14 protein-coding genes are annotated in these 19900 nt (G+C 64.5%); 5 read left to right on the forward strand and 9 right to left on the reverse strand.

Annotated features, from left to right (window positions below):
* The first annotated feature begins 10 nt into the window (after nucleotides 1-10).
* On the forward strand, nucleotides 11-1657 hold the full coding sequence (locus tag EB815_RS33205) for a lysine--tRNA ligase (RefSeq protein WP_056570029.1): 1647 nt from the start codon (nucleotides 11-13) through the stop codon (nucleotides 1655-1657).
* On the opposite strand, the gene EB815_RS33210 is transcribed toward EB815_RS33205, so the two are convergent.
* The 8 genes from EB815_RS33210 to EB815_RS33245 all read right to left on the reverse strand — a co-directional run bounded on the left by EB815_RS33210 (nucleotide 1623) and on the right by EB815_RS33245 (nucleotide 11163).
* Nucleotides 1623-2501, reverse strand: coding sequence for a thermonuclease family protein (locus tag EB815_RS33210; RefSeq protein WP_348626803.1), 879 nt, complete (start codon nucleotides 2499-2501; stop codon nucleotides 1623-1625). The genes EB815_RS33205 and EB815_RS33210 overlap by 35 nt on opposite strands.
* Before the next feature lie 10 nt (nucleotides 2502-2511).
* On the reverse strand, nucleotides 2512-3150 hold the full coding sequence (locus EB815_RS33215; protein ID WP_056570027.1) for a S24 family peptidase: 639 nt from the start codon (nucleotides 3148-3150) through the stop codon (nucleotides 2512-2514).
* A 125-nt stretch (nucleotides 3151-3275) separates the two neighbouring features.
* Nucleotides 3276-3821: a thioesterase family protein gene (locus EB815_RS33220; RefSeq protein WP_056570026.1), complete on the reverse strand. Its 546-nt coding sequence runs from the start codon at nucleotides 3819-3821 to the stop codon at nucleotides 3276-3278.
* 65 nt (nucleotides 3822-3886) lie between these two features.
* The gene (locus EB815_RS33225) at nucleotides 3887-6106 is read right to left on the reverse strand and encodes a 3-hydroxyacyl-CoA dehydrogenase NAD-binding domain-containing protein (protein ID WP_056570025.1); all 2220 of its coding nucleotides are present in this window, start codon (nucleotides 6104-6106) and stop codon (nucleotides 3887-3889) included.
* A gap of 13 nt (nucleotides 6107-6119) precedes the next feature.
* Entirely contained in the window at nucleotides 6120-7328 is a 1209-nt protein-coding gene (locus tag EB815_RS33230) for an acetyl-CoA C-acetyltransferase (RefSeq protein WP_056570020.1), read from the reverse strand.
* A gap of 33 nt (nucleotides 7329-7361) precedes the next feature.
* Complete coding sequence (locus EB815_RS33235) at nucleotides 7362-8531, reverse strand: acyl-CoA dehydrogenase family protein (protein ID WP_081294920.1); 1170 nt, start codon at nucleotides 8529-8531, stop codon at nucleotides 7362-7364.
* 102 nt (nucleotides 8532-8633) lie between these two features.
* Nucleotides 8634-10424, reverse strand: a complete 1791-nt coding sequence (locus EB815_RS33240; protein ID WP_056570018.1) for an acyl-CoA dehydrogenase — start codon at nucleotides 10422-10424, stop codon at nucleotides 8634-8636.
* A gap of 277 nt (nucleotides 10425-10701) precedes the next feature.
* On the reverse strand, nucleotides 10702-11163 hold the full coding sequence (locus EB815_RS33245) for a MerR family transcriptional regulator (protein WP_081295036.1): 462 nt from the start codon (nucleotides 11161-11163) through the stop codon (nucleotides 10702-10704).
* A 458-nt stretch (nucleotides 11164-11621) separates the two neighbouring features.
* Between EB815_RS33245 and EB815_RS33250 the strand changes: the two genes are divergently transcribed.
* From EB815_RS33250 to EB815_RS33265, 4 genes are all read left to right on the forward strand, one after another.
* Nucleotides 11622-15635, forward strand: coding sequence for a peptidoglycan-binding protein (locus EB815_RS33250; protein WP_056570017.1), 4014 nt, complete (start codon nucleotides 11622-11624; stop codon nucleotides 15633-15635).
* Nucleotides 15636-15827: 192 nt separating this feature from the next.
* Nucleotides 15828-16751: a sulfite exporter TauE/SafE family protein gene (locus EB815_RS33255; protein ID WP_056570016.1), complete on the forward strand. Its 924-nt coding sequence runs from the start codon at nucleotides 15828-15830 to the stop codon at nucleotides 16749-16751.
* Complete coding sequence (locus EB815_RS33260) at nucleotides 16751-17542, forward strand: TIGR02186 family protein (protein ID WP_056570014.1); 792 nt, start codon at nucleotides 16751-16753, stop codon at nucleotides 17540-17542. Before EB815_RS33255 ends, EB815_RS33260 begins: the two co-directional genes overlap by 1 nt.
* A 174-nt stretch (nucleotides 17543-17716) precedes the next feature.
* Complete coding sequence (locus tag EB815_RS33265; RefSeq protein WP_056570012.1) at nucleotides 17717-18973, forward strand: Hsp70 family protein; 1257 nt, start codon at nucleotides 17717-17719, stop codon at nucleotides 18971-18973.
* 17 nt (nucleotides 18974-18990) lie between these two features.
* On the opposite strand, the gene EB815_RS33270 is transcribed toward EB815_RS33265, so the two are convergent.
* A complete protein-coding gene (locus tag EB815_RS33270; protein WP_056570010.1) occupies nucleotides 18991-19893 on the reverse strand; it encodes a LysR family transcriptional regulator in 903 nt (300 codons plus the stop codon).
* Nucleotides 19894-19900 lie beyond the last annotated feature (7 nt).

Genomic DNA, 19900 nt, shown 5'->3' on the forward strand with positions numbered 1-19900 from the left:
AAACAGCACCATGGCGGGATCAAACATCCTCGATCTCAACCCCGAACTGCTGGCGGCCGCCGCCGAGAGCAAGGCGTGGCCGTTCGAGGAGGCCAAAAAGATCATCGAGCGCTACAAAGGCGCCGACTTTCCCGAAACGGTCCTGTTCGAGACCGGATATGGCCCGTCCGGCCTGCCGCATATCGGCACGTTCGGCGAGGTGGCGCGCACCTCGATGGTGCGCCATGCGTTCCGTGTGCTGACGCAAGACAAGGTCGCCACGAAGCTGCTGTGCTTTTCCGACGACATGGATGGCATGCGCAAGATACCCGACAACGTGCCGGACCGCGCAGCGCTTGAGCCGCATCTGCACAAGCCGCTCTCTTCGGTTCCCAATCCGTTCGGCGGCGACTATGCGAGCTTCGCCGACCACAACAACGCGATGCTCTGCCGCTTCCTGGACACGTTCGGCTTCGACTACGAATTCGCCAGTGCGACGCAGTACTACAAGTCCGGCCGTTTCGACGCGATGCTGCTTCGCGCCGCCGAGCGCTACGACAAGATCATGGCAGTGATGCTGCCGACGCTCGGACCGGAGCGGCAGGCGACCTACAGCCCGTTCCTGCCGATTTCTCCGAAGAGCGGCCGCGTGCTTTACGTGCCGATGAAGCATGTCGATGCCAAGGCCGGCACCATCACCTTCGACGACGAAGGCACCGAGACCACGCTTTCGATCACCGGCGGCCGGGTGAAGCTGCAATGGAAGCCGGATTTCGGCATGCGCTGGGCGGCGCTGGGCGTCGATTTCGAAATGTTCGGCAAGGACCACCAGACCAACGCGGTCGTTTATGACCGCATCTGCGACATCCTGGGCGGACGCGCGCCGGAGCATTTCGTCTACGAACTGTTCCTGGACGAGAACGGCCAGAAGATCTCGAAGTCGAAGGGCAACGGCCTGACCATCGACGAATGGCTGACCTACGCGCCGACCGAGAGCCTCGGGCTCTACATGTATCAACGGCCGCGGCAGGCCAAGAAGCTCTATTTCGACGTCATCCCACGGGCCGTGGATGAATATTACACCTTCCTTGCCGCCTACCCACGGCAGGACTGGAAGGAGCGGCTGGGCAACCCGGTCTGGCATATGCATGACGGCAATCCGCCGGCCATCGACATGCCGGTGCCGTTCTCGCTGCTGCTCAACCTGGTCAGTGCTTCCAATGCGCAGAACAAGGATGTGCTGTGGGGCTTCATCTCACGCCACGCCGCCGGCGTGACGCCGGCCACCCATCCCGAACTCGACAGGCTGACGGGCTATGCGATCCGCTATTTCGACGACTTCGTAAAGCCGACGAAAACGTTCCGCGCCGCCGACGATGTCGAGCGCGAGGCGCTGCAGGCGCTGGACGCGGCGCTTGGCACGCTGCCGACGGATGCCAGCGGCGAAGCGATCCAGAACGCTTCACTCAACGTGGCGCGCAAGATCGAACGCTATCAGGACCATTCCAAGCAGAGCCCGGAAGGCGGCCCAGGCGTTTCTGGCGCCTTCTTCCAGATGATCTACCAGGTGCTCATCGGGCAGGAGCGCGGCCCGCGCTTCGGATCGTTCGCCGCGCTCTACGGCGTCGCCGAGACCCGTGAGCTCATTCAGCAGGCGCTGGCTGGTCAACTGGCTTGAGGGCGCCGCCCTCCTCTTTCAGGATCGAGCCCTCTTCCAGGATCGAGCCCGGCGCCTGAGGCGCCGGGGCGGGCGCGGCGGGCATCGCCGAGATGCCGGCAAGATCCGGCGCCGGCCCGAAAATGCCCTTCTTGCCGCTTTGCGCCTTTTCGCCGGCCTCGACATAGGGCCCGCCCTTGGCGGCACGCGCCCAGCCGTTTTCGACCAGCCACTGGCCGACGTCCTGCTTGCCGATCCGGCATTCGGCCGCGATCCGGTCGCGGCCGCCTTCAGGCGGGACCGTGCAAATCACCGCGCGGCCGCGCAGAAAGGCCCTGAAGGCGCTGCGCGCGCGAATGCCGCACGGCCAGGATTTGCCGTCCGTGGTGCAGGCCTCGTCCTGCGCGACGACATCGATGCCGGAAACCGCGACGGAATAGCCTTTCGCCTCGATAAGGCCGGCGGCCGGCGCGACCGGCTGGAACAGCTTCGTGCCGTTCCAGTCGTCGGGCATCTTCGGCTTTGGCGGCATGGCCAGCGCCAGCTTGCTCAGCGGTTCGCGCGGCTCGATCCGCTCGATTTCTCCGGCGGGCAGGTCCGGCGGCGCGACGACCTCCGGATCAATCGCCCGCGAATGCACCGCCGGCTTTGCCGGTGGCGGAGCGGCAGGCGCTGGAATGGCTGACGTGGCCGGCTCTTCCGGCCCGGCATCGGTGCCTGCCTGAGAGATCGTATCAACGCCAGGATCGATCTGGTCCACCGCGACGGTGCTTTCGCTTCCTTTCAGCGTACGGCCGCCGGCGACGACCAGGGCCGCCATCACCGGAACCATCACAACCGCCAGGGCAAGATGAGGAAGCCGCACCAGCTCGGACCTACTGACTCGCCCAGACAATCCGCGCCACCCATTCGACATCGCGCATGGGAATGTCGCGGTCGGGATGATCGGGATTGAGGGAGACCAGCGCGATCGACTTGACGGTCTGGCGCTCGAGCACCTTTGCCATCACCTCGCCTGACGTGGTCTTGACGACGACGCGATCACCCTTGCGGGTGGCCGCGCCCGGCTCGACGATGAGGACGTCGCCATTGCGGTAGAGCGGCAGCATGGAGTCGCCTTGCACCTGCAGCGCATAGGAGCTTTCGGTCGACTGCGCCGGCAGTTCGACCAGATCCCAGCCCTGCCCTGCAGGAAAACCGGCATCGTCGAAAAAACCGCCGGCGCCGGCCTGGGCAAAGCCAAGCAAGGGCACCGATCGCCGGTAGGCGGGCGCGGCGCCCATGCGGCCTTCGATAAGCCCGGTGAATTCGTCGAGTGAAGCACCCGTCGCCTCGATGATCTTGGCCAGCGATTCGGTCGAAGGCCAGCGTGGCCGGCCGTCGGACGACAGGCGTTTCGATTTGTTGAAAGCAGTCGAATCGAGCCCCGCGCGCCTTGCCAGACCTGAAGCCGAAAGCGAATAGCGCTCGGCGAGAGCATCGATGGCGGCCCAGACGCGGTCGTGCGAGAGCATGTCGTGCTCTCCTTCGAAACAGGAAAAAATGCCTGTTCGTTCTAGTCCGCGAAGGCCGCTTTGTCCACCAGCACCGCTCACCCGACACACATTCGTGTCGACCCTAGACATTGGGATTCCCGGGATCAACTGGCCGCCTTGGCGAGGGTACGCAAACCCTGGTGCGAAGCCATGAAAATCCGTTCCGCCTCCGTTGGCTGTCGTGGATCGGCTGTGCGACCAAGGGCTGCAACAACCTCGGCAATGTCGAGGAAGCGGCGAGCCTTGCGGTCATAGACGCCGGCGGTCGTCAGGATCAAAGCAGCCGTCTCGCCATTGTCGAGGACGAAACGGTGCTTGCCGATGACCTGGCTACCTTCCCAGGTTTCGATCGACGACACCACTTCGAACCGGCGCCACAGCCGGATCTCGCGTGCGTAGACCGCCTGCAGCCCGCCCATCATCGGCGCCCAGCCATTCTTTCGCGCCAGCGTGATCAGCCCGGCGCGGACAAAGAGGTCAATGCGGCCGAGATCGGCCAGCATCATGTAGCGCGCATTGTTGAGATGGATGTTGAAATCGATGTCGGTCGGCAGGCAGCGAAAAGCCAGCCGGCTTTCACCGCCCATCACATAGGGGCCACGGCTTCGCGCCGTGGCCAGCATGCGCGCCATACGCGCCCAGACATACATTACAGCGCCGCGCGTCCTGTTGGACGCGCAAAGGACGCTGTAACACTTTCGACTCTACCCATGCGTCAGGCGGCTTGCTTCACGTCACCCTTGGCATAGGGGTCGAAGCGTTCGTAGAAGGTCTCGCCCTTCTCGGCCATGTCGATGAGAAGCCTGGGCGCCTTGAATTCGGCGCCGTATTTCTTCTGCAGCCCCTTGGCGATCTTGACGAAGCGCTTGGCGCCGATGCCGTCGATATAGGACAGCGCACCGCCGGTATAGGGCGCGAAGCCGAAGGCCAGGATCGACCCAACATCGGCCTCGCGCGGATCGGTGACGATGCCCTCTTCCATCACCCGTGCCGCCTCCAGGGCGATGGTGACGAGCAACCGCTGCTGGAGTTCCTCGTAATCGACTGTCTCGGGCTCTAGCTGCGGATAGAGGTCCTTCAACCCCGGCCACAGCTTCTTCTTGGCGGGCTTGGCCGGATAGTCATAAAAGCCCTTGCCATTCTTGCGGCCGAAACGGCCATGGTCGTCGACCATGGTGTTGATCAGCGCCATCTGCCTGGGGTCGACGGCCTTGTCGCCGAGATCCCTGATGGTCTGCTTCATGATCTTCTGGGCAAGGTCGATCGCCGTCTCGTCGGTCAGCGCCAGCGGGCCAACCGGCATGCCGGCGGCCTTTGCCGCATTCTCGATCATCGGCGCGGGAACGCCTTCGATCAGCATCTTGTAGGCCTCAGACATATAGCGCAGCACGCAGCGATTGACGTAGAAGCCGCGCGTGTCGTTGACGACGATCGGCGTCTTCTTGATGGCGCGGACGAAGTCGATCGCGGTCGCCAGCGCCTTGTCGCCGGTCTTCTTGCCCAAAATGATCTCGACCAGCATCATCTTGTCGACCGGCGAGAAGAAGTGAATGCCGACAAAATTCTTCGGCCGCGCCGAATTCTTGGCCAGCGAGGTGATCGGGATGGTCGAAGTGTTGGAGGCGAAGATCGCCGACGACTTCAGCACCGCTTCCGCCTGCTCGGTGGCGGCCTTCTTGACAGCGGAATCCTCGAACACCGCCTCGACGACGAGGTCGCAACCGGCAAGGTCGGCATAGTCGGCCGTGGGCGTGATCAGCGACAGGAGCTTGTCCTTCTCCTCCGGCTTGGCGCGGCCCTTCTTGACCTGATCCGAGACCAGGCTGTCGGAATGCGCCTTGCCCTTCTGAGCGGACTCGATATCGCGGTCGAGCAGCACCACCGGGATACCGGCCTTGGCCGTGACATAAGCGATGCCGGCGCCCATGAAACCGGCGCCGAGAATGCCGATCTTCTTGAATTTGGTTTCCGGCACGCCGGCCGGGCGGCGCGCGCCCTTGTTCAATTCCTGCAGCGATACGAACAGCGAGCGGATCATCGCCGCCGCTTCCCTGGTCCGCATGATCTCGGTGAAATAGCGCTGCTCGATCCTGAGCGCGGTGTCGAACGGCACCAGCAGGCCTTCATAGACGCATTTCAGGATGGCGGCGGCGGCCGGGTAATTGCCATAGGTCTCCCGACGCAGGATGGCGATGGCCGGCGGCCAGAGATTGAAGCCGGCCGGCGAATAGATCTGGCCGCCGGGCAGCTTGAAGCCCTTCTCGTCCCAGGGCTGGACGGCCTTCAGGCCGTTCTTGATCATGGCCTTTGCCGTCTCGATCAGCTTGGCTGGCTCGGCTATCTCGTGGATAAGGCCCATGGCCTTGGCCTTCTGCGGCGACAGGTTCTGGCCCGAGGTCAGCATCTGCAGCGCCTGCTGCTGATCGGTCAGCCGCGGCACGCGCTGGGTGCCGCCGGCGCCGGGGAAGATACCGACCTTGACTTCCGGCAGGGCCATCTTGACCTTGTCCGAGTCAGCCGCGACGCGGCCGTGGCAGGCCAGCGACAGTTCGAAGGCACCGCCCATGCAGGTGCCGTTGATCGCCGACACCCAAGGCTTGCCGGACGTTTCGAGCTTGCGCCACAGGCCGCCCATGCGGCCGGCATTGTCGAACAGCAGCTTTGCCGCCTTCTCCGGATCCTTGTCTTTCTCCATGGCAAAGACCGCCAGCATCTTCTGGAGCATGGTGAGATCGGCGCCGCCGGAGAAGCTGTCCTTGCCCGAGGTGATCACCGCACCCTTGATGCCGGCATCGGCCACCACCTGGTCGATGATCTTGTCCAACTCGCCCATCACCTCCTCGGTGAACACGTTCATCGAGCGGTCGGGCATGTTCCAGGTGACGAGCGCAATGCCGTCAGCGTCGGTGTCGAGGGTGAAATTGATGTAGCTCATTGTTCTCTCCCCGTCAGACGCGTTCGATGATCGTTGCGGTGCCCATGCCGGCGCCGATGCAGAGCGTCACCAGCGCGGTGTTGAGGTCGCGGCGCTCGAGTTCGTCCAGCACCGTGCCGAAGATCATCGCGCCGGTGGCGCCGAGCGGGTGGCCCATGGCGATGGCGCCGCCATTGACGTTGATCCTGTCGTGCGGGATGTCGAAGGCCTGCATGTAGCGCAACACCACCGAGGCGAAGGCCTCGTTGAGCTCGAACAGATCGATGTCGGACAGCTTCATCTTGGCGCGCTTCAGAAGCTTTTCGGTGACGTCGACCGGGCCGGTCAGCATCAGCACCGGCTCGGAACCGATATTGGCGAAGGTGCGGATGCGCGCGCGGGGTTTGAGGCCCATGGATTTTCCGGCCTTCTTCGAGCCGAGCAGCACGGCCGCCGCGCCATCGACGATGCCGGACGAGTTGCCGGCGTGGTGGACGTGGTTGACCTCTTCCACCTCGGGGTGCTTCTGCACCGCGACCGCGTCGAAACCGCCCATTTCACCAGGCATGACGAAGGATGGGTTGAGCGAGGCGAGCGACTGCATGTCGGTCGAAGGCCGCATGTGCTCGTCATGGTCGAGGATGGTGAGCCCGTTCTGGTCCTTGATCGGAATGACGGAGTTCTTGAAGCGACCGTCGGCCCAGGATTTTGCCGCCCGCTTCTGGCTCTCGACGGCATAGGCGTCGACGTCGTCACGGGAAAAACCGTATTTGGTGGCGATCAGGTCGGCCGAAATGCCTTGCGGCACGAACCAGCCGGGCAGGCCGACCGAGGGATCCATGAACCAGGCGCCACCCGAGGCGCCCATGCCGACGCGCGACATGGATTCGACGCCACCGGCGATGACGATCTCATCGGCGCCCTGCGCGATCTTGGCGGCGCCGAAATTGATGGCGTCGAGACCCGAGGCGCAGAAGCGCGAGATCTGCATGCCAGGTGCCTTGGTGTCGTAGCCGGCCTCGAAGGCGGCGGCGCGCGGAATGACCGAACCCGCCTCGCCGACCGGATCGACGCAGCCGAAGATGATGTCGTCGACTGTACCGGTGTCGAGCCCATTGCGGTCGCGCAACGCCTCGAGCGTCTTGGCGGCAAGCCGCACCGCCGGCACTTCGTGCAGCGATCCGTCCTTCTTGCCCTTGCCGCGCGGCGTGCGCACGGCGTCGTAGACGTAAGCCTCAGCCATTTCCTTGCTCCTTGGGTTTGCCGGCCGCCACTCTCAGAGAGAGCGTCCGATCAGCAATTTCATGATCTCGTTGGTGCCGCCGTAGATGCGCTGGACGCGAGCGTCGCGGAACATGCGGGCGATCGGATATTCATTCATGTAGCCATAGCCGCCATGCAATTGAAGGCATTCGTCGACGACTTTTCCCTGCAGGTCGGAGAGCCAGTATTTGGCCATCGAGGCCGTCACCGGATCGAGGCCGCCATTGATGTGGCGGGTGACGCAATCATTGTAGAAGACGCGGCCGATGGTGGCCTCGGTCTTGAGCTCGGCCAGCTTGAACTGGGTGTTCTGGAAGTCGATGATCGCCTTGCCGAAGGCCTTGCGTTCCTTCACGTAATCGATGGTCAGCGCCAGCGCCCGCTCGATCATGGCGATGGCGCCGGTGCCGATCTGCAACCGCTCCTGCGGCAGCTGCTGCATCAGCTGGATGAAGCCCTGCCCTTCCTCGTGGCCAAGCAGATTGGCGGTCGGCACGCGCACGTCGTTGAAGAACAGTTCCGACGTGTCGTTGGCCTTCAGACCGATCTTGTCGAGGTTGCGGCCGCGCTCGAAACCGTCGACCTCGTCGGTCTCGACGACGATCAGCGAGGTGCCCTTGGCGCCCTTTTCCGGATCGGTCTTGGTGACGACGATGATGAAGTTGGCGAGCTGGCCGTTGGTGATGAAGGTCTTGGAGCCGTTGATCCGGTACTGGTTGCCGTCTTTCTCGGCCCGCGTCTTGACGCCCTGCAGGTCGGAGCCGGCGCCTGGTTCGGTCATGGCGATGGCGCCGATCAGCTCGCCGGTCGCGAGCTTCGGCAGCCACTTCTTCTTCTGCTCCTCGGAGCCGTAGTGAAGGATGTAGGGCGCGACGATCGAATTGTGCAGGCCGATGCCGAAACCGTCGACGCCGACATGGCCGATCGCCTCGATGATGGCGCTCTCATGCGCGAAGGTGCCGCCGGAGCCGCCATATTCCTCCGGCATCGAGGCGCAGAGCAGGCCGGCGGCACCGGCCTTCAGCCAGCTCTCGCGGTCGACCATCTCGTTCTTCTCGAACTCGTCGTAGCGCGGCGCGATCTCCTCCGCCATGAAGCGGGTTGCCATGTCGTAGAGCATGCCGACCTCGTCCGCCGCCCAGGCGGGCTTGGGAAGGCCAAGAATTTCGGCGGGGTTGGTCATGTGGATATGGTACTCCTCCCAGAGCGCATCGTCAGGGTTGAGGCCGGCGCACGTCACGCGGGCCTCAACCGACCCTCCCCTCGAGGGAGAGGGCAACCATCTTTAGAACGCTTCCGCGGGCAGGGCCATCAGCGTGTCCGCGCCACTCGAAATACGGGCGAGATGGGCCGACGTCTCCGGCATGATCCGCTCCATGAAGAAGCGCGCCGTCACCACCTTGTTGTCGTAGAAGGACTGGGTGCCGTTGGCGCCGGTCTTGCCCTGTGCCACCTTGGCCATCTGCGCCCACATGTAGCCCAGCGCCACAAGGCCGAAGAGGTGCATATAGTCTGTCGAGGCCGCACCGGCATTGTCGGGCTTGGCCATACCGTTCTGCACCAGCCACATGGTCGCCGCCTGCAGGTCGTTGAGACCCTTCTTCAATCCCTTGGTGAAGGGCGCCATCTTCTCGTCGGCGCGGTTTTCCTCGCAGAATTCGCCGACCTCCTTGAAGAAGGCCTGGACGGCGCGACCGCCATTCAGGCCGAGTTTGCGGCCGACGAGGTCGAGCGCCTGGATGCCGTTGGCGCCTTCATAGATCATGGCGATGCGGGCATCGCGCACGAACTGGCTCATGCCGTGTTCTTCGATATAGCCGTGGCCGCCGAACACCTGCTGGGCCATCACCGCATGGTCGAAACCCTTGTCGGTGAGCACGCCCTTGACCACCGGCGTCATCAGCCCGGTGTAGTCGTCGGCGGCCTGGCGGTCCTTGTCGTCGGCGGAGCGGTGGGCAATGTCGGACTTGATCGCCGTCCACAGCGCCAGCGCGCGGCCGGCCTCGTTGAAGGCCTTCATGGTCATCAGCGAACGGCGGATGTCGGGATGGACGATGATCGGGTCGGCCTTCTTGTCCGGCGCCTTGGCGCCTGACAGCGAACGGCCCTGCAAGCGGTCCTTGGCGTAGGCGACGGCGTTCTGGTAGGCAATCTCCGACAGCGACAGCCCTTGCAGGCCGACGCCAAGGCGGGCCTCGTTCATCATCGTGAACATCGCCTTGAGGCCACCATTCTCCTCGCCGAGCAGCGTGCCTTCGGCCTCGTCATAGTTCATGACGCAGGTCGAATTGCCGTGGATGCCCATCTTCTCCTCGATCGAGCCGCAGGAGAGCGTGTTCTTCTCGCCCGGATTGCCCGACGCATCGAGCTTGAGCTTCGGCACGATGAACAGCGATATGCCCTTCACACCTTCCGGCGCGCCCTCGATGCGGGCCAGCACCAGATGGACGATGTTGTCCGACATGTCGTGCTCGCCGGCCGAGATGAAGATCTTCTGGCCTGAAATCCTGTAGGTGCCGTTGCCATTCGGCACCGCCTTGGTGCGCAGCAGGCCGAGATCGGTGCCGCAATGCGGCTCGGTGAGGTTCATGGTGCCGGTCCAGGAGCCCTCGACCATCCTGGGCAGCCAGGTCGCCTTCTGCTCATCGGTGCCGTGGGTGATGATCGCCGCGATCGCGCCCTGCGTCAGGCCCGGATACATCATCAGCGACATGTTGGCCGAGACCATGTATTCGGCGACGGCCGTGTGGACGGCATAGGGCAGGCCCTGGCCGCCGAACTCGACCGGTGCGGCCAACCCCATCCAGCCGCCCTCGCGATACTGGTCGAAGGCCTCCTTGAAGCCTTTTGGCGTCGTCACCGAGCCGTCGTCGTGACGCACGCAGCCTTCCATGTCGCCGACGCGGTTGAGCGGATGCATGACATTTTCGGCGAGCTTGGCGCCCTCGGCGAGGATCGCTTCCAGAACGTCGGGCGTGGCGTCGGCAAATCCGGGAAGGTTGGAATAGCGCTGATAGCCTAGCACCTCGGTGAGTACGAACAGCGTATCCTGAACCGGAGCCCTGTATGTCGGCATGCTTTTTCTCCACCCTGCGGACCTGGTCCGAAAGCCCCGAATTCATGTGTCAGGGCAGCATGCGGACCCGTGTTGGAGCCGAGATAGCAAAAATTGACGTTTGCGTAAACGTCAATTTCTTCGATGCGATAAGATTTCCCCCTACCAAGCCTGGTGAGCCTAGCGGCGCAACGTCGTGCGGGCCAGAGCCGAGGGATCGGAGAGAGGCAGATTCACAAAGCGAAAAAGCCGCGTGGCAGAGCCACGCGGCTTGATCGTGCCGGAACCGGCGGTTTGCTTAGCTTGCGACGCTCGCCTGCGGCGCCGTGCGCTCGGCCAGCATCTGGCGAACCGCCGACATCGAGCCGGAAAGTTCGTTGATGGCGTCGTCGATCAGCGCTCGCTGCTTCTGCAGGCGGGCAAGCTGCTTCTCCGACTTGTCCAGCGCCAGCCGCAGCTGCTTGGTGTTGGAACCGGTCGGATCGTATAGATCCATCATCTGCTTGACGTCGCGCAGCGAGAACCCGACCTTGCGGCCAAGCAGGATCAGCTTCAGCCGGGCCTTGTCGCGGCGTGTGTAGAGACGGGTCGAACCGTCGCGCTGCGGGTTGAGCAGGCCCTTGTCTTCGTAGAAACGCAGCGTACGCAGCGTCACGCCGTATTTCTTGGCCATTTCGCCGATGCGGACGAGGTCCTCACCGGCTTCGACAGATACATTATTGGTATTGGCGGCGGTCTCGCCGGCCGAGATAAGCTTCATGGTCACTGGCTTTCCCCGTCTGGTGGCGTCGCGGTCCTGGACCATGCGTCGCCTGACTGGAAGCGGGGGCGTGCTTCCGGCCGTGGTTTCGACAAACAAAATCGCAAACAGCACACTCGAATGCGCCTTTTACGTTTACGTCAATTCTATACCGATAGCCGCCTCATGACGCAAGGGGCGTTCTATGAAGGCGCTTTATGCCGCACCGCGGGCAGCGGCAGCCAACTTCTTGCAACTTCTTAAGCTTGGTTAACGCGTTGTTTACCACGTTGAGGGAAATGTGGGCGCGTCGGCTACCCGTGTTTATCCTGTATCGAATTTTTCACGGTTTTTCGGAGCGCGGGTGAACCCCCGGGAAGCTTGTCTTCCACCGTGGCATGGAAGCGCGGTCGCCTTCGTTCCGGCAGGGACTTGGGGAGCTGGCCGCAAGCCGGCCAATCTGAAAGACGGACGCACCGATGAACAGCAAGCGGTCCTACCTCGACACACTCAACGCCGGCAGGCAGCGCAGGCCGCAGACCACGCTCGAGCAGCTGAACCGTTCGCTGGAGACGCTGGAGCAGCGATTGGGGCAGACCCGCGAGGAGGTGACGGCACGTCCGGCTCCGCGCCAATACGGCGCCGACCCGCGTTATCCCGCCATGGAGCCGCGCTACCCCGCCGCGCAGCCAACCGGCCAGCAGCGCTGGTACGAGGATCCGCAACCGGCACCACGCCCGCAGAGCCCGGCGCCAGCCCCTTCATTCGACCAGAATTACCAAGCCATCGCCCGCGACATCGACCGTGTGCGCGGCCAGGAAGACAGTGTCGCCATGGTCGGCAAGATCGCCGGCGAGCTGCGCGGCATGCGCGAGGAACTGCGCCACCAGATGACGGCAGGCCTGCAGCGCGAATTCGATGCGCTGCGCAAGGATATCGACCGCGCCTTCCAGGCGAACGCCAAGCCCGGCGCGGCAGGCAAGGGCAGCGCCGAACTCGGCGTCGAGTTCGAACGGCTTTCCGGCGCCATCAAGTCGCTGTCGGAGAAGAGCGACGACAGAAGCGTCAATCTGCTGCGGCTGGAGCTCGAGCAGGTCAAGGCCGCGCTCGACACGCTGGCGCGCGAGGAGAGCGTGCAGAAGGTCGACCGCCGCTGGGACGAATTCGACCGCCGCTGGACGGCTTTCGAAGACCGCGTCGACGCCGACCAGCGCAAACGCTCCGACGATCCCGCCCTTGCGGCGCTGACCGACCGGCTGGAGCAGATCAGCAACGCCGTCAACAACCTGCCGGAATCGCTGTCGCTGCGCTCGCTCGAGGAAAAGGTCCGTACCCTGGCCGGCGCTGTCGATCACTTCGCCAGCCAGCAGCAGGACAATCGCGGCGGTGACACGCTTGCCATGATCGACGAGCGGCTGGACGAGATCTCCCGCGCCATCGTGGCCTCGACGGTCGCGGCACAGGCCAATTCGGTCGACCACGAAGCCTTCGACCGCATCGAGAAGCGCATCGACTCGCTCGCCCGGCAGATCGAGGAAGTGGCACAGGATCGCCCAGGCGACGCTGTCATGGATCGGCTGAGCACGCTATCGAGCCGGGTCGACGAACTCGCCGGCCGCGCCAACCTTCCCGAACAGGCGATGGAACGGCTGGCCAAGCAGATCACGCTCATCGCCGACAAGATCGACCAGGCGCCGGCCATGCCCGACGCCGACTATATCTTCCAGGGGCTCGAGCAGCGCTTCGATGTGCTGTCCGGCATGATGGAACGCCGGCAGGGCGACGCCATCGAACAGGGCAACATGCTGTTTCGCGATCTCGAGCGCCGCCTGGACGAGGTTGCCGACCGGCTCGACCAGCGCATCGTGCCGCAAGTGGACAGCGCCGGCATCATGGAAGCCATCGACGCACGCTTCACCGCGCTCGCGACGCGCATGGAGACGCGCGTTCCCGATCCGGCCGGCGAAGCGGCGATCCGTGGCCTGGAAAGCCGGCTCGAGGACATTTCCAGCCGGCTCGACGCATCGGCGGCCCAGGTGGCCGGCATCGACCCGGCGCTGATCCGCAGCCTGGAAGCGCAGGTCGCCGGCCTGTCCGCCCATCTTTCCAGGCCGAGCACCCCACTTCCGGAATTCGAGGACATCAGCCCGCGCCTCGACGAAATCGAGAAGGCGCTGGCCGGCACCCGCGATTCCATCCTCGGCGCGGCACGCGAAGCGGCCGAGAACGCGGTGCGTTCGCTGGCCGGGTCGAGCGCCAACACGACGGCCGTTTCCGGCCTCGCCCAGGACCTGAAGACGCTGGAAACGCTGACGCGGCGTTCCGACGAGCGCAATTCGAGAACGTTTGAGGCCATCCACGACACATTGCTCAAGATCGTCGACAGGCTTGGTTCGCTGGAGACCAGCGAACCGTCCGAAGCGGTGAGCGAGCTTCTGGACACGCGATCGGACGAAGCGGCCGGCAAGCGCCGCACGCGGATCGCCAAGATGGCTGTCGAGGCACCGTCCCTGGATATCGACGCGCCTATGCCGCTGACCGGCGACATGGCCGATCTCGACGGCCGCGCCGCCGCCATACTGCGCAACGAGCACGGCGCACGTGGCGACCTGGGCACGCGTGGCGACTTGGGCACGCGTGGCGACCTGGGCACGCGCACGCCGGCGGAAGCAGCCGCGGCTGCCGCCATCGCAGCCCTCGGGTCCGACACCATCGCCGAGAAGGACCAGCCGGCAGGCCGCAAATCGATGTTCGGCGGGCTGGCACGCGCCTTCAAGGGCAAGAAGGCGGCTGATATTCCGCCACTGGCCGGCTCGGCGCCGAGCAGCGATGTCCCGAATGTCGATCTCGACGAGCCCCTCGACCCGAAAGTGGCCAATCGCCCGCTGGAGCCCGGCTCCGGTGCGCCGGACCTCAACGCCATCATGAAGCGGGTGCGCGACGAGCGTGGTCAGCCGGCCAAGCTCAGCGAAGGCGACGCCGCGAAGTCCGACTTCATCGCCGCCGCTCGGCGCGCGGCCCAGGCCGCCGCGGCCGAGGCCGACGCCTTGAAGCGCCAGTCGACGATGAAGGGACCGGTGAAGGCGCTCAGGATCGGCGACCTGCTCAAGGCGCGGCGCAAGCCGATCCTGATGGCGGCGGCGGCGATCATGCTTGCGCTTGCCGGCCTGCAGCTCGGCAAGGCGTTTTTCTCGGATCCCGCCCAGGTGGCAAACAATGACGCGGCACCGATCGTCGCCGCGAAGCCTGTACAAACTGCGTCCGTCGACACGACGAGCCAGCCGAAGGCGGAAGCCCAGTCGGCCGCAACGGACAGTGCGCCGTCCCGCGCCGTCAGGCAGGCGGAACCATCCCCGTCCGCGACCAAGGACGACATGGTGACGCAGACCGCCCTGGCGATGCCGTCGGACATGGATGCAATGGCGGATACAGCACCGGTTGCGGCGCCCGCGGCTTCGGCCGCCTCCTCCGGCCCGAGCGCAGCCGCCTCCGATGCGATGGCTCCGGCACCAGCCGCGCCCGTTGCGGATACCGATGCCCAGCCGGCAGCGGTTGCCCCGGCGGCGGCCAATGAGACCACGTCCAAACTCACCACCGGTGCCGTTGCGCCGACGGATGCACCGGCAGCCGCGACCAAGTTCGACATTCCGGCCGATGCCGGCCCGGCCGCACTGCGCGATGCCGCCGCCAATGGCGACGCCAAGGCGCTGTTCGAGATCGGCTCGCGCTATGCCGAGTCGCGCGGCGTCAAGGAAGACATGGCGGCAGCGGCCAAATGGTACGAGAAATCGGCTGAACTCGGTTTCGCGCCGGCCGAATACCGCATCGGCAATTTCTACGAGAAGGGCATCGGCGTCGCGCGCGACATCAAGAAGTCGAAGACCTGGTACCAGCTGGCCGCCGAACAGGGCAACGCCAGTGCCATGCACAATCTGGCCGTGCTGTTCGCCATGGCCGCCGATGGCGTGACCGACAATGAATCGGCAGCGCACTGGTTCCAGGAGGCTGCCGACCTCGGCGTCAAGGACAGCCAGTTCAATCTCGGCATCCTCGCCGCCAAGGGCGTCGGCATGAAGCAGAACCTCGAGGAATCCTACAAATGGTTCGCGCTCGTCGCCAAGACCGGCGACAAGGACGCGGCCGCCAAGCGCGACGAGATTGCCAACGCGCTGCGGCCCGAGCAGCTTGAGCGGGCGCGCGCCGCGACCGAATTGTGGAAGGCCAAGCCGCTCAACGCGGCATCCAATTCGGCCGACATTCCCGAGTCCTGGCAGGAAGGTACGCCGCAAACGACCGCCGGCATCGACATGAAGAAGGCGGTCAAGAACATCCAGCTCATCCTCAACAAGAACGGCTATGATGCCGGCGGCGCCGACGGCGTCATGGGCGACAAGACCAAGAACGCGATCATCGCTTTCCAGACCGACAACAAGCTGCCGGCGACCGGCGCCGTCGATGAGAAACTGGTCCGGGCGCTGCTGGCGCGCAAATAACAGAACAAGCGTCGTTTACACGACGCTCTTGCCATACATTTGCCTGTTAACTGATTGAGATATTTTTTGTTTCGGCGCGGCGACGGGGTTTGACCCCGCCGCCGCGTCGGCGCAAGGAAAAATTGGCTTTTCGGTGCGAGACTGCTCACAACGGCTGTATTCGCCGACAGGCAAACTGATCGAGACTGACGGGTGGGCATCTATCTCCCGATTGCGGAAATTTCCGTCAACGTCTTCGTGCTGCTGGCCATGGGCGCGGCGGTGGGCTTCCTGTCGGGCATGTTCGGCGTCGGTGGCGGGTTCCTCATCACGCCACTCTTGATTTTCTACAACATTCCCCCGGCGATCGCGGTTGCCACGGGCGCCAACCAGGTCATCGCCTCTTCCGTCTCAGGCGTCCTTTCTCACATGAAGCGAGGCACGCTCGACTTCAAGCTCGGCGGCGTGCTTCTGGCCGGCGGCATCGTCGGCTCCACCGCCGGCATCTACGTCTTCGCCTTCCTGCGCCGGCTTGGCCAGCTCGACCTGTTCATCTCGCTGCTCTATGTCGTGCTGCTCGGCACGGTCGGCGGACTGATGCTGGTCGAGAGCATCAATGCACTGCGCGCAACACGCAGCGGTGCCGCCCCGGTGCTGAAGAAATCCGGCCAGCACAACTGGATCCACCGGCTGCCGCTGAAGATGCGCTTCAGGGCGTCTAAGCTGTTCGTCAGCGTCATCCCCGTGCTTGGCCTTGGCGCCGGCATCGGCTTCCTGTCGTCGATCATGGGCGTCGGCGGCGGCTTCATCATGGTGCCGGCGCTGATCTATCTGCTCAAGGTGCCGACCAATGTCGTTATCGGTACCTCACTGTTCCAGATCATCTTCACGTCCGCCTATACAACGCTGGTCCACGCCACCACCAACCAGACGGTCGATGTCGTGCTGGCCTTCCTGTTGATGGCGGGTGGCGTGGCCGGCGCGCAATATGGCGCCAAGGCCGGCCAGAGGCTGCGCGGCGAGCAACTCAGGGCGTTGCTGGCCTTGCTGGTGCTGGCCGTGGCGATAAGGCTCGCCATCGATCTCTTCGTCACCCCGCCCAATCTCTATTCGCTGTCCGGCGTGGGCCTCAACTGATGACGGGCCCTAAAGCGTTCGCAGCCGCCATCCTCCTGTCATTGCTTGCGGCCGCCGCACCGGCGAAGGCACAGTCGCCCTTGCCGGAAGGCATCCAGATCGGGCTCTCCACCGACAATGTCTCGATCACCGCCGGCTTTTCCGGCGCCGACCTGACTATCTTCGGTTCGCTGGAAAATCCCGACCCGCTTATAGCCCGTCAGAACCGCTACGATGTCATCGTCGTGCTCGAAGGCCCGCCGCGACCGGTGGTGGTGCGCCGCAAGGACCGGGTGCTTGGCGTGTGGGTCAATCTCGATTCCGAAACCTTCGAGAACGTGCCGATGTCCTATTCGGTGGCGACGACGCGGCCGCTGCAGGACATCACCGAACCGAACAGCTACAAGCAGCTGTCGCTCGGCGCCTCCAACCTCTATATGCAGCCCGCCGACGCCGGCGACAGTCCGGCAACGATCCAGGAATTCACCGCGGCATTGCGCGAACGCAAGGCCGCGACCGGCCTCTACAGCGAAAATGTCGGCGGGGTGCAATTCCTGTCGCAGAACCTGTTCCGCGCCACCGTCAGGCTTGCGCCGAATGTGCCGGTCGGCACCCACAAGGCGCGCGCCTTCCTGTTCAGGAGCGGCCTATTCATCAAGGAGAGCTCGGCCCAGCTCGAAATCCGCAAGTCCGGCTTCGAACAGTCGATCTTCCGGGTCGCCCACGACTACTCCTTCCTCTATGGCGTCTTCGCCATATCGCTGGCCATGCTGACAGGCTGGCTCGGCAGGCTGGTCTTCCGCAAAGACTAGGCATCCCAAAGGGGGTTTCCCTTTCCCGCCTCATGCTATAGACCGCACCTCCCCGCCCACCGGGCAAGCACGCACAATTCAATTCGGCAAAGTGGTTCGGTCGCCCGAAACCGCAGCGCACGCGTCTACAGCGAGCGCCGATCCACTGCCTGGCGCCAATGACAGGAGGCTGCCTTGCGACCAGCATTCGCCGGCATCGACTTCGGCACTTCGAACTCCACTGTCGGCGTGGTCCGCAACGGGCAACCTCGCCTCGTCACGCTTGAGGACGGCCAGGTCACGCTGCCGAGTGCCGTGTTCTTCAATTTCGAGGATGGCCGCATCTTCTTTGGCCGCCAGGCGATCGCCAACTACACCGACAGCGTGGAAGGCCGGCTGATGCGTTCGCTGAAGAGCGTGCTCGGCAGCTCGCTGGCGCATGAAAAGACACGCATCAAGGCCCGCTCGATCGGCTTCATGGAGATCATCGGCCTGTTCCTCGGGCATCTCAGGAAAAGGCTGGAGGAGGATGGCGGCGACCAGGTGGAGACCGTGGTGCTCGGCCGCCCGGTGCAGTTCGTCGATGACGACGCGCAAGCCGACGCCAATGCCCAGAGCGACCTGGAAAAGGCCGCGCACGCGCAGGGCTTCAAGCAGATCGCCTTCCAGTTCGAGCCGATCGCGGCGGCGCTCGACTATGAGCAGAGGGTGACGCGCGAGGAACTGGCGCTGATCATCGACATGGGCGGCGGCACGTCGGATTTCTCCGTCGTGCGCGTCTCGCCCGAGCGGGCCCGATCCCCGGACCGCAAGGACGACATCCTGGCCAGCCGGGGTGTTCATATTGGCGGCACGGATTTCGACCGGCTGCTCAGCATCGCCCATGTCATGCCGCAGCTCGGCTATCTCTCTCCGACCAGGGACGGCAAGCGCAATCTGCCGGCCAGCTATTTTATCGATCTCGCGACATGGCAGCGCATCAACCTGGTCTACACCGCCAAGGCGATGACGCATCTGCGCCAGATCCGCTACGAGGCCGCGCGCGCCGATCTGGTCGACCGCTTCATCCACATCGTCGAGCACCGCTACGGGCACGCGCTGGCGGCATTGGTTGAAAAGGCCAAGATCGAGCTGACCGACCAGTCATCGGCGGAAGTCGCGGTGCGGCTATCCGACGTGGAGTTCGCCGCCGAGATCACGCGCGACGGGCTGGACGCCACGATCGCCAGGGATATCGAGCGCGTCACCACAACGGTGGCTGAGACCATCCGCGATGCGCAGGTCAGGCCGTCCGACATCACGGCGGTCTTCCTGACCGGAGGCTCGACGGCGATACCGCTGGCGAGGCGGGAAATCCTGTCGCTGGTGCCGCACGCTTCCGTCATCGACGGCGACATGTTCGGCTCGGTCGGGCTTGGCCTGGCTCTGGATGCCCAGCGCAAGTTCGGCTGAACGGTTTCACTGATATTCTACCCCGGCGCGGACCCGCTCATCTCTGTAGCCAGATGTGCCTTCAGCGCCATCTGGGCCAGGCTTGCCTGCCGATCGCGGTGCGTGATCATGGCGAAGTCGCGCTTCGGCAGTTCAATCGGCACGGCCCTCAGGCTGCCCTCAGCCACGGCGCGTCCGACGACGAGTTCCGAAATGATGGTGGCGCCGGCCCCGGCCTCGACCGCCTGGCGGACGGCTTCGTTGCTGGGCAGCACCAGGAATATCCGCAAATCGGCAAGCGAAATCCCCTCGCGCCGCGCAAGGTCCTCCAGCACCTCGCGCGTGCCCGAACCGCCCTCGCGAATGATCCAGCGCAAGCCCCTGATATCCGGGCGGCTCGGCGCAATTTCGGTAATCCCGGGATGTGACGCGGCAACCACCAGCATCAGCCGGTCGGTATCGACCTTGGCGCGGCGCAATATGTCGGATTCGGTGCGCCCCTCGACCAGGCCGAGATCGGCGGTCCCATCCAGCACACTGGCCTCGACCTGCCTTGTGTTGCCGATGCTGACGCTCAGCCGCACCGCCGGATAGGCCTCATGGAAAGACGCCAGCCGGCGCGGCAGCCAGTAGCTGGCGATGGTGAGGCTGGCGGCGATCGACAGACTGCCGGCGACCGTCTGGGAGACATGTTCCAGCACATTGCGCGCGGCGGCGGCCCGCTCCAGCACGGCCTTGGCCTCCGGCAGGAACCGGTGACCAGTCTGGGCAAGTTCGATGTTGCGGCCGACGCGGTTGAACAGATGGACGCCGTGCTGCTCTTCCAGCGCGCGGATGGCGGCCGATGCCGCCGACTGGGAAATGCCCAAAAGCTCCGCCGCCTTGGTCATGTGGCCGCGCTCGGCGACGGCGACGAAAATGCGCAACTGATCCAGGGTCATGGATGTA

Origin of the sequence: Mesorhizobium loti, from assembly GCF_013170705.1 — a bacterium.
In the GTDB taxonomy this organism is placed as follows: domain Bacteria; phylum Pseudomonadota; class Alphaproteobacteria; order Rhizobiales; family Rhizobiaceae; genus Mesorhizobium; species Mesorhizobium loti_D.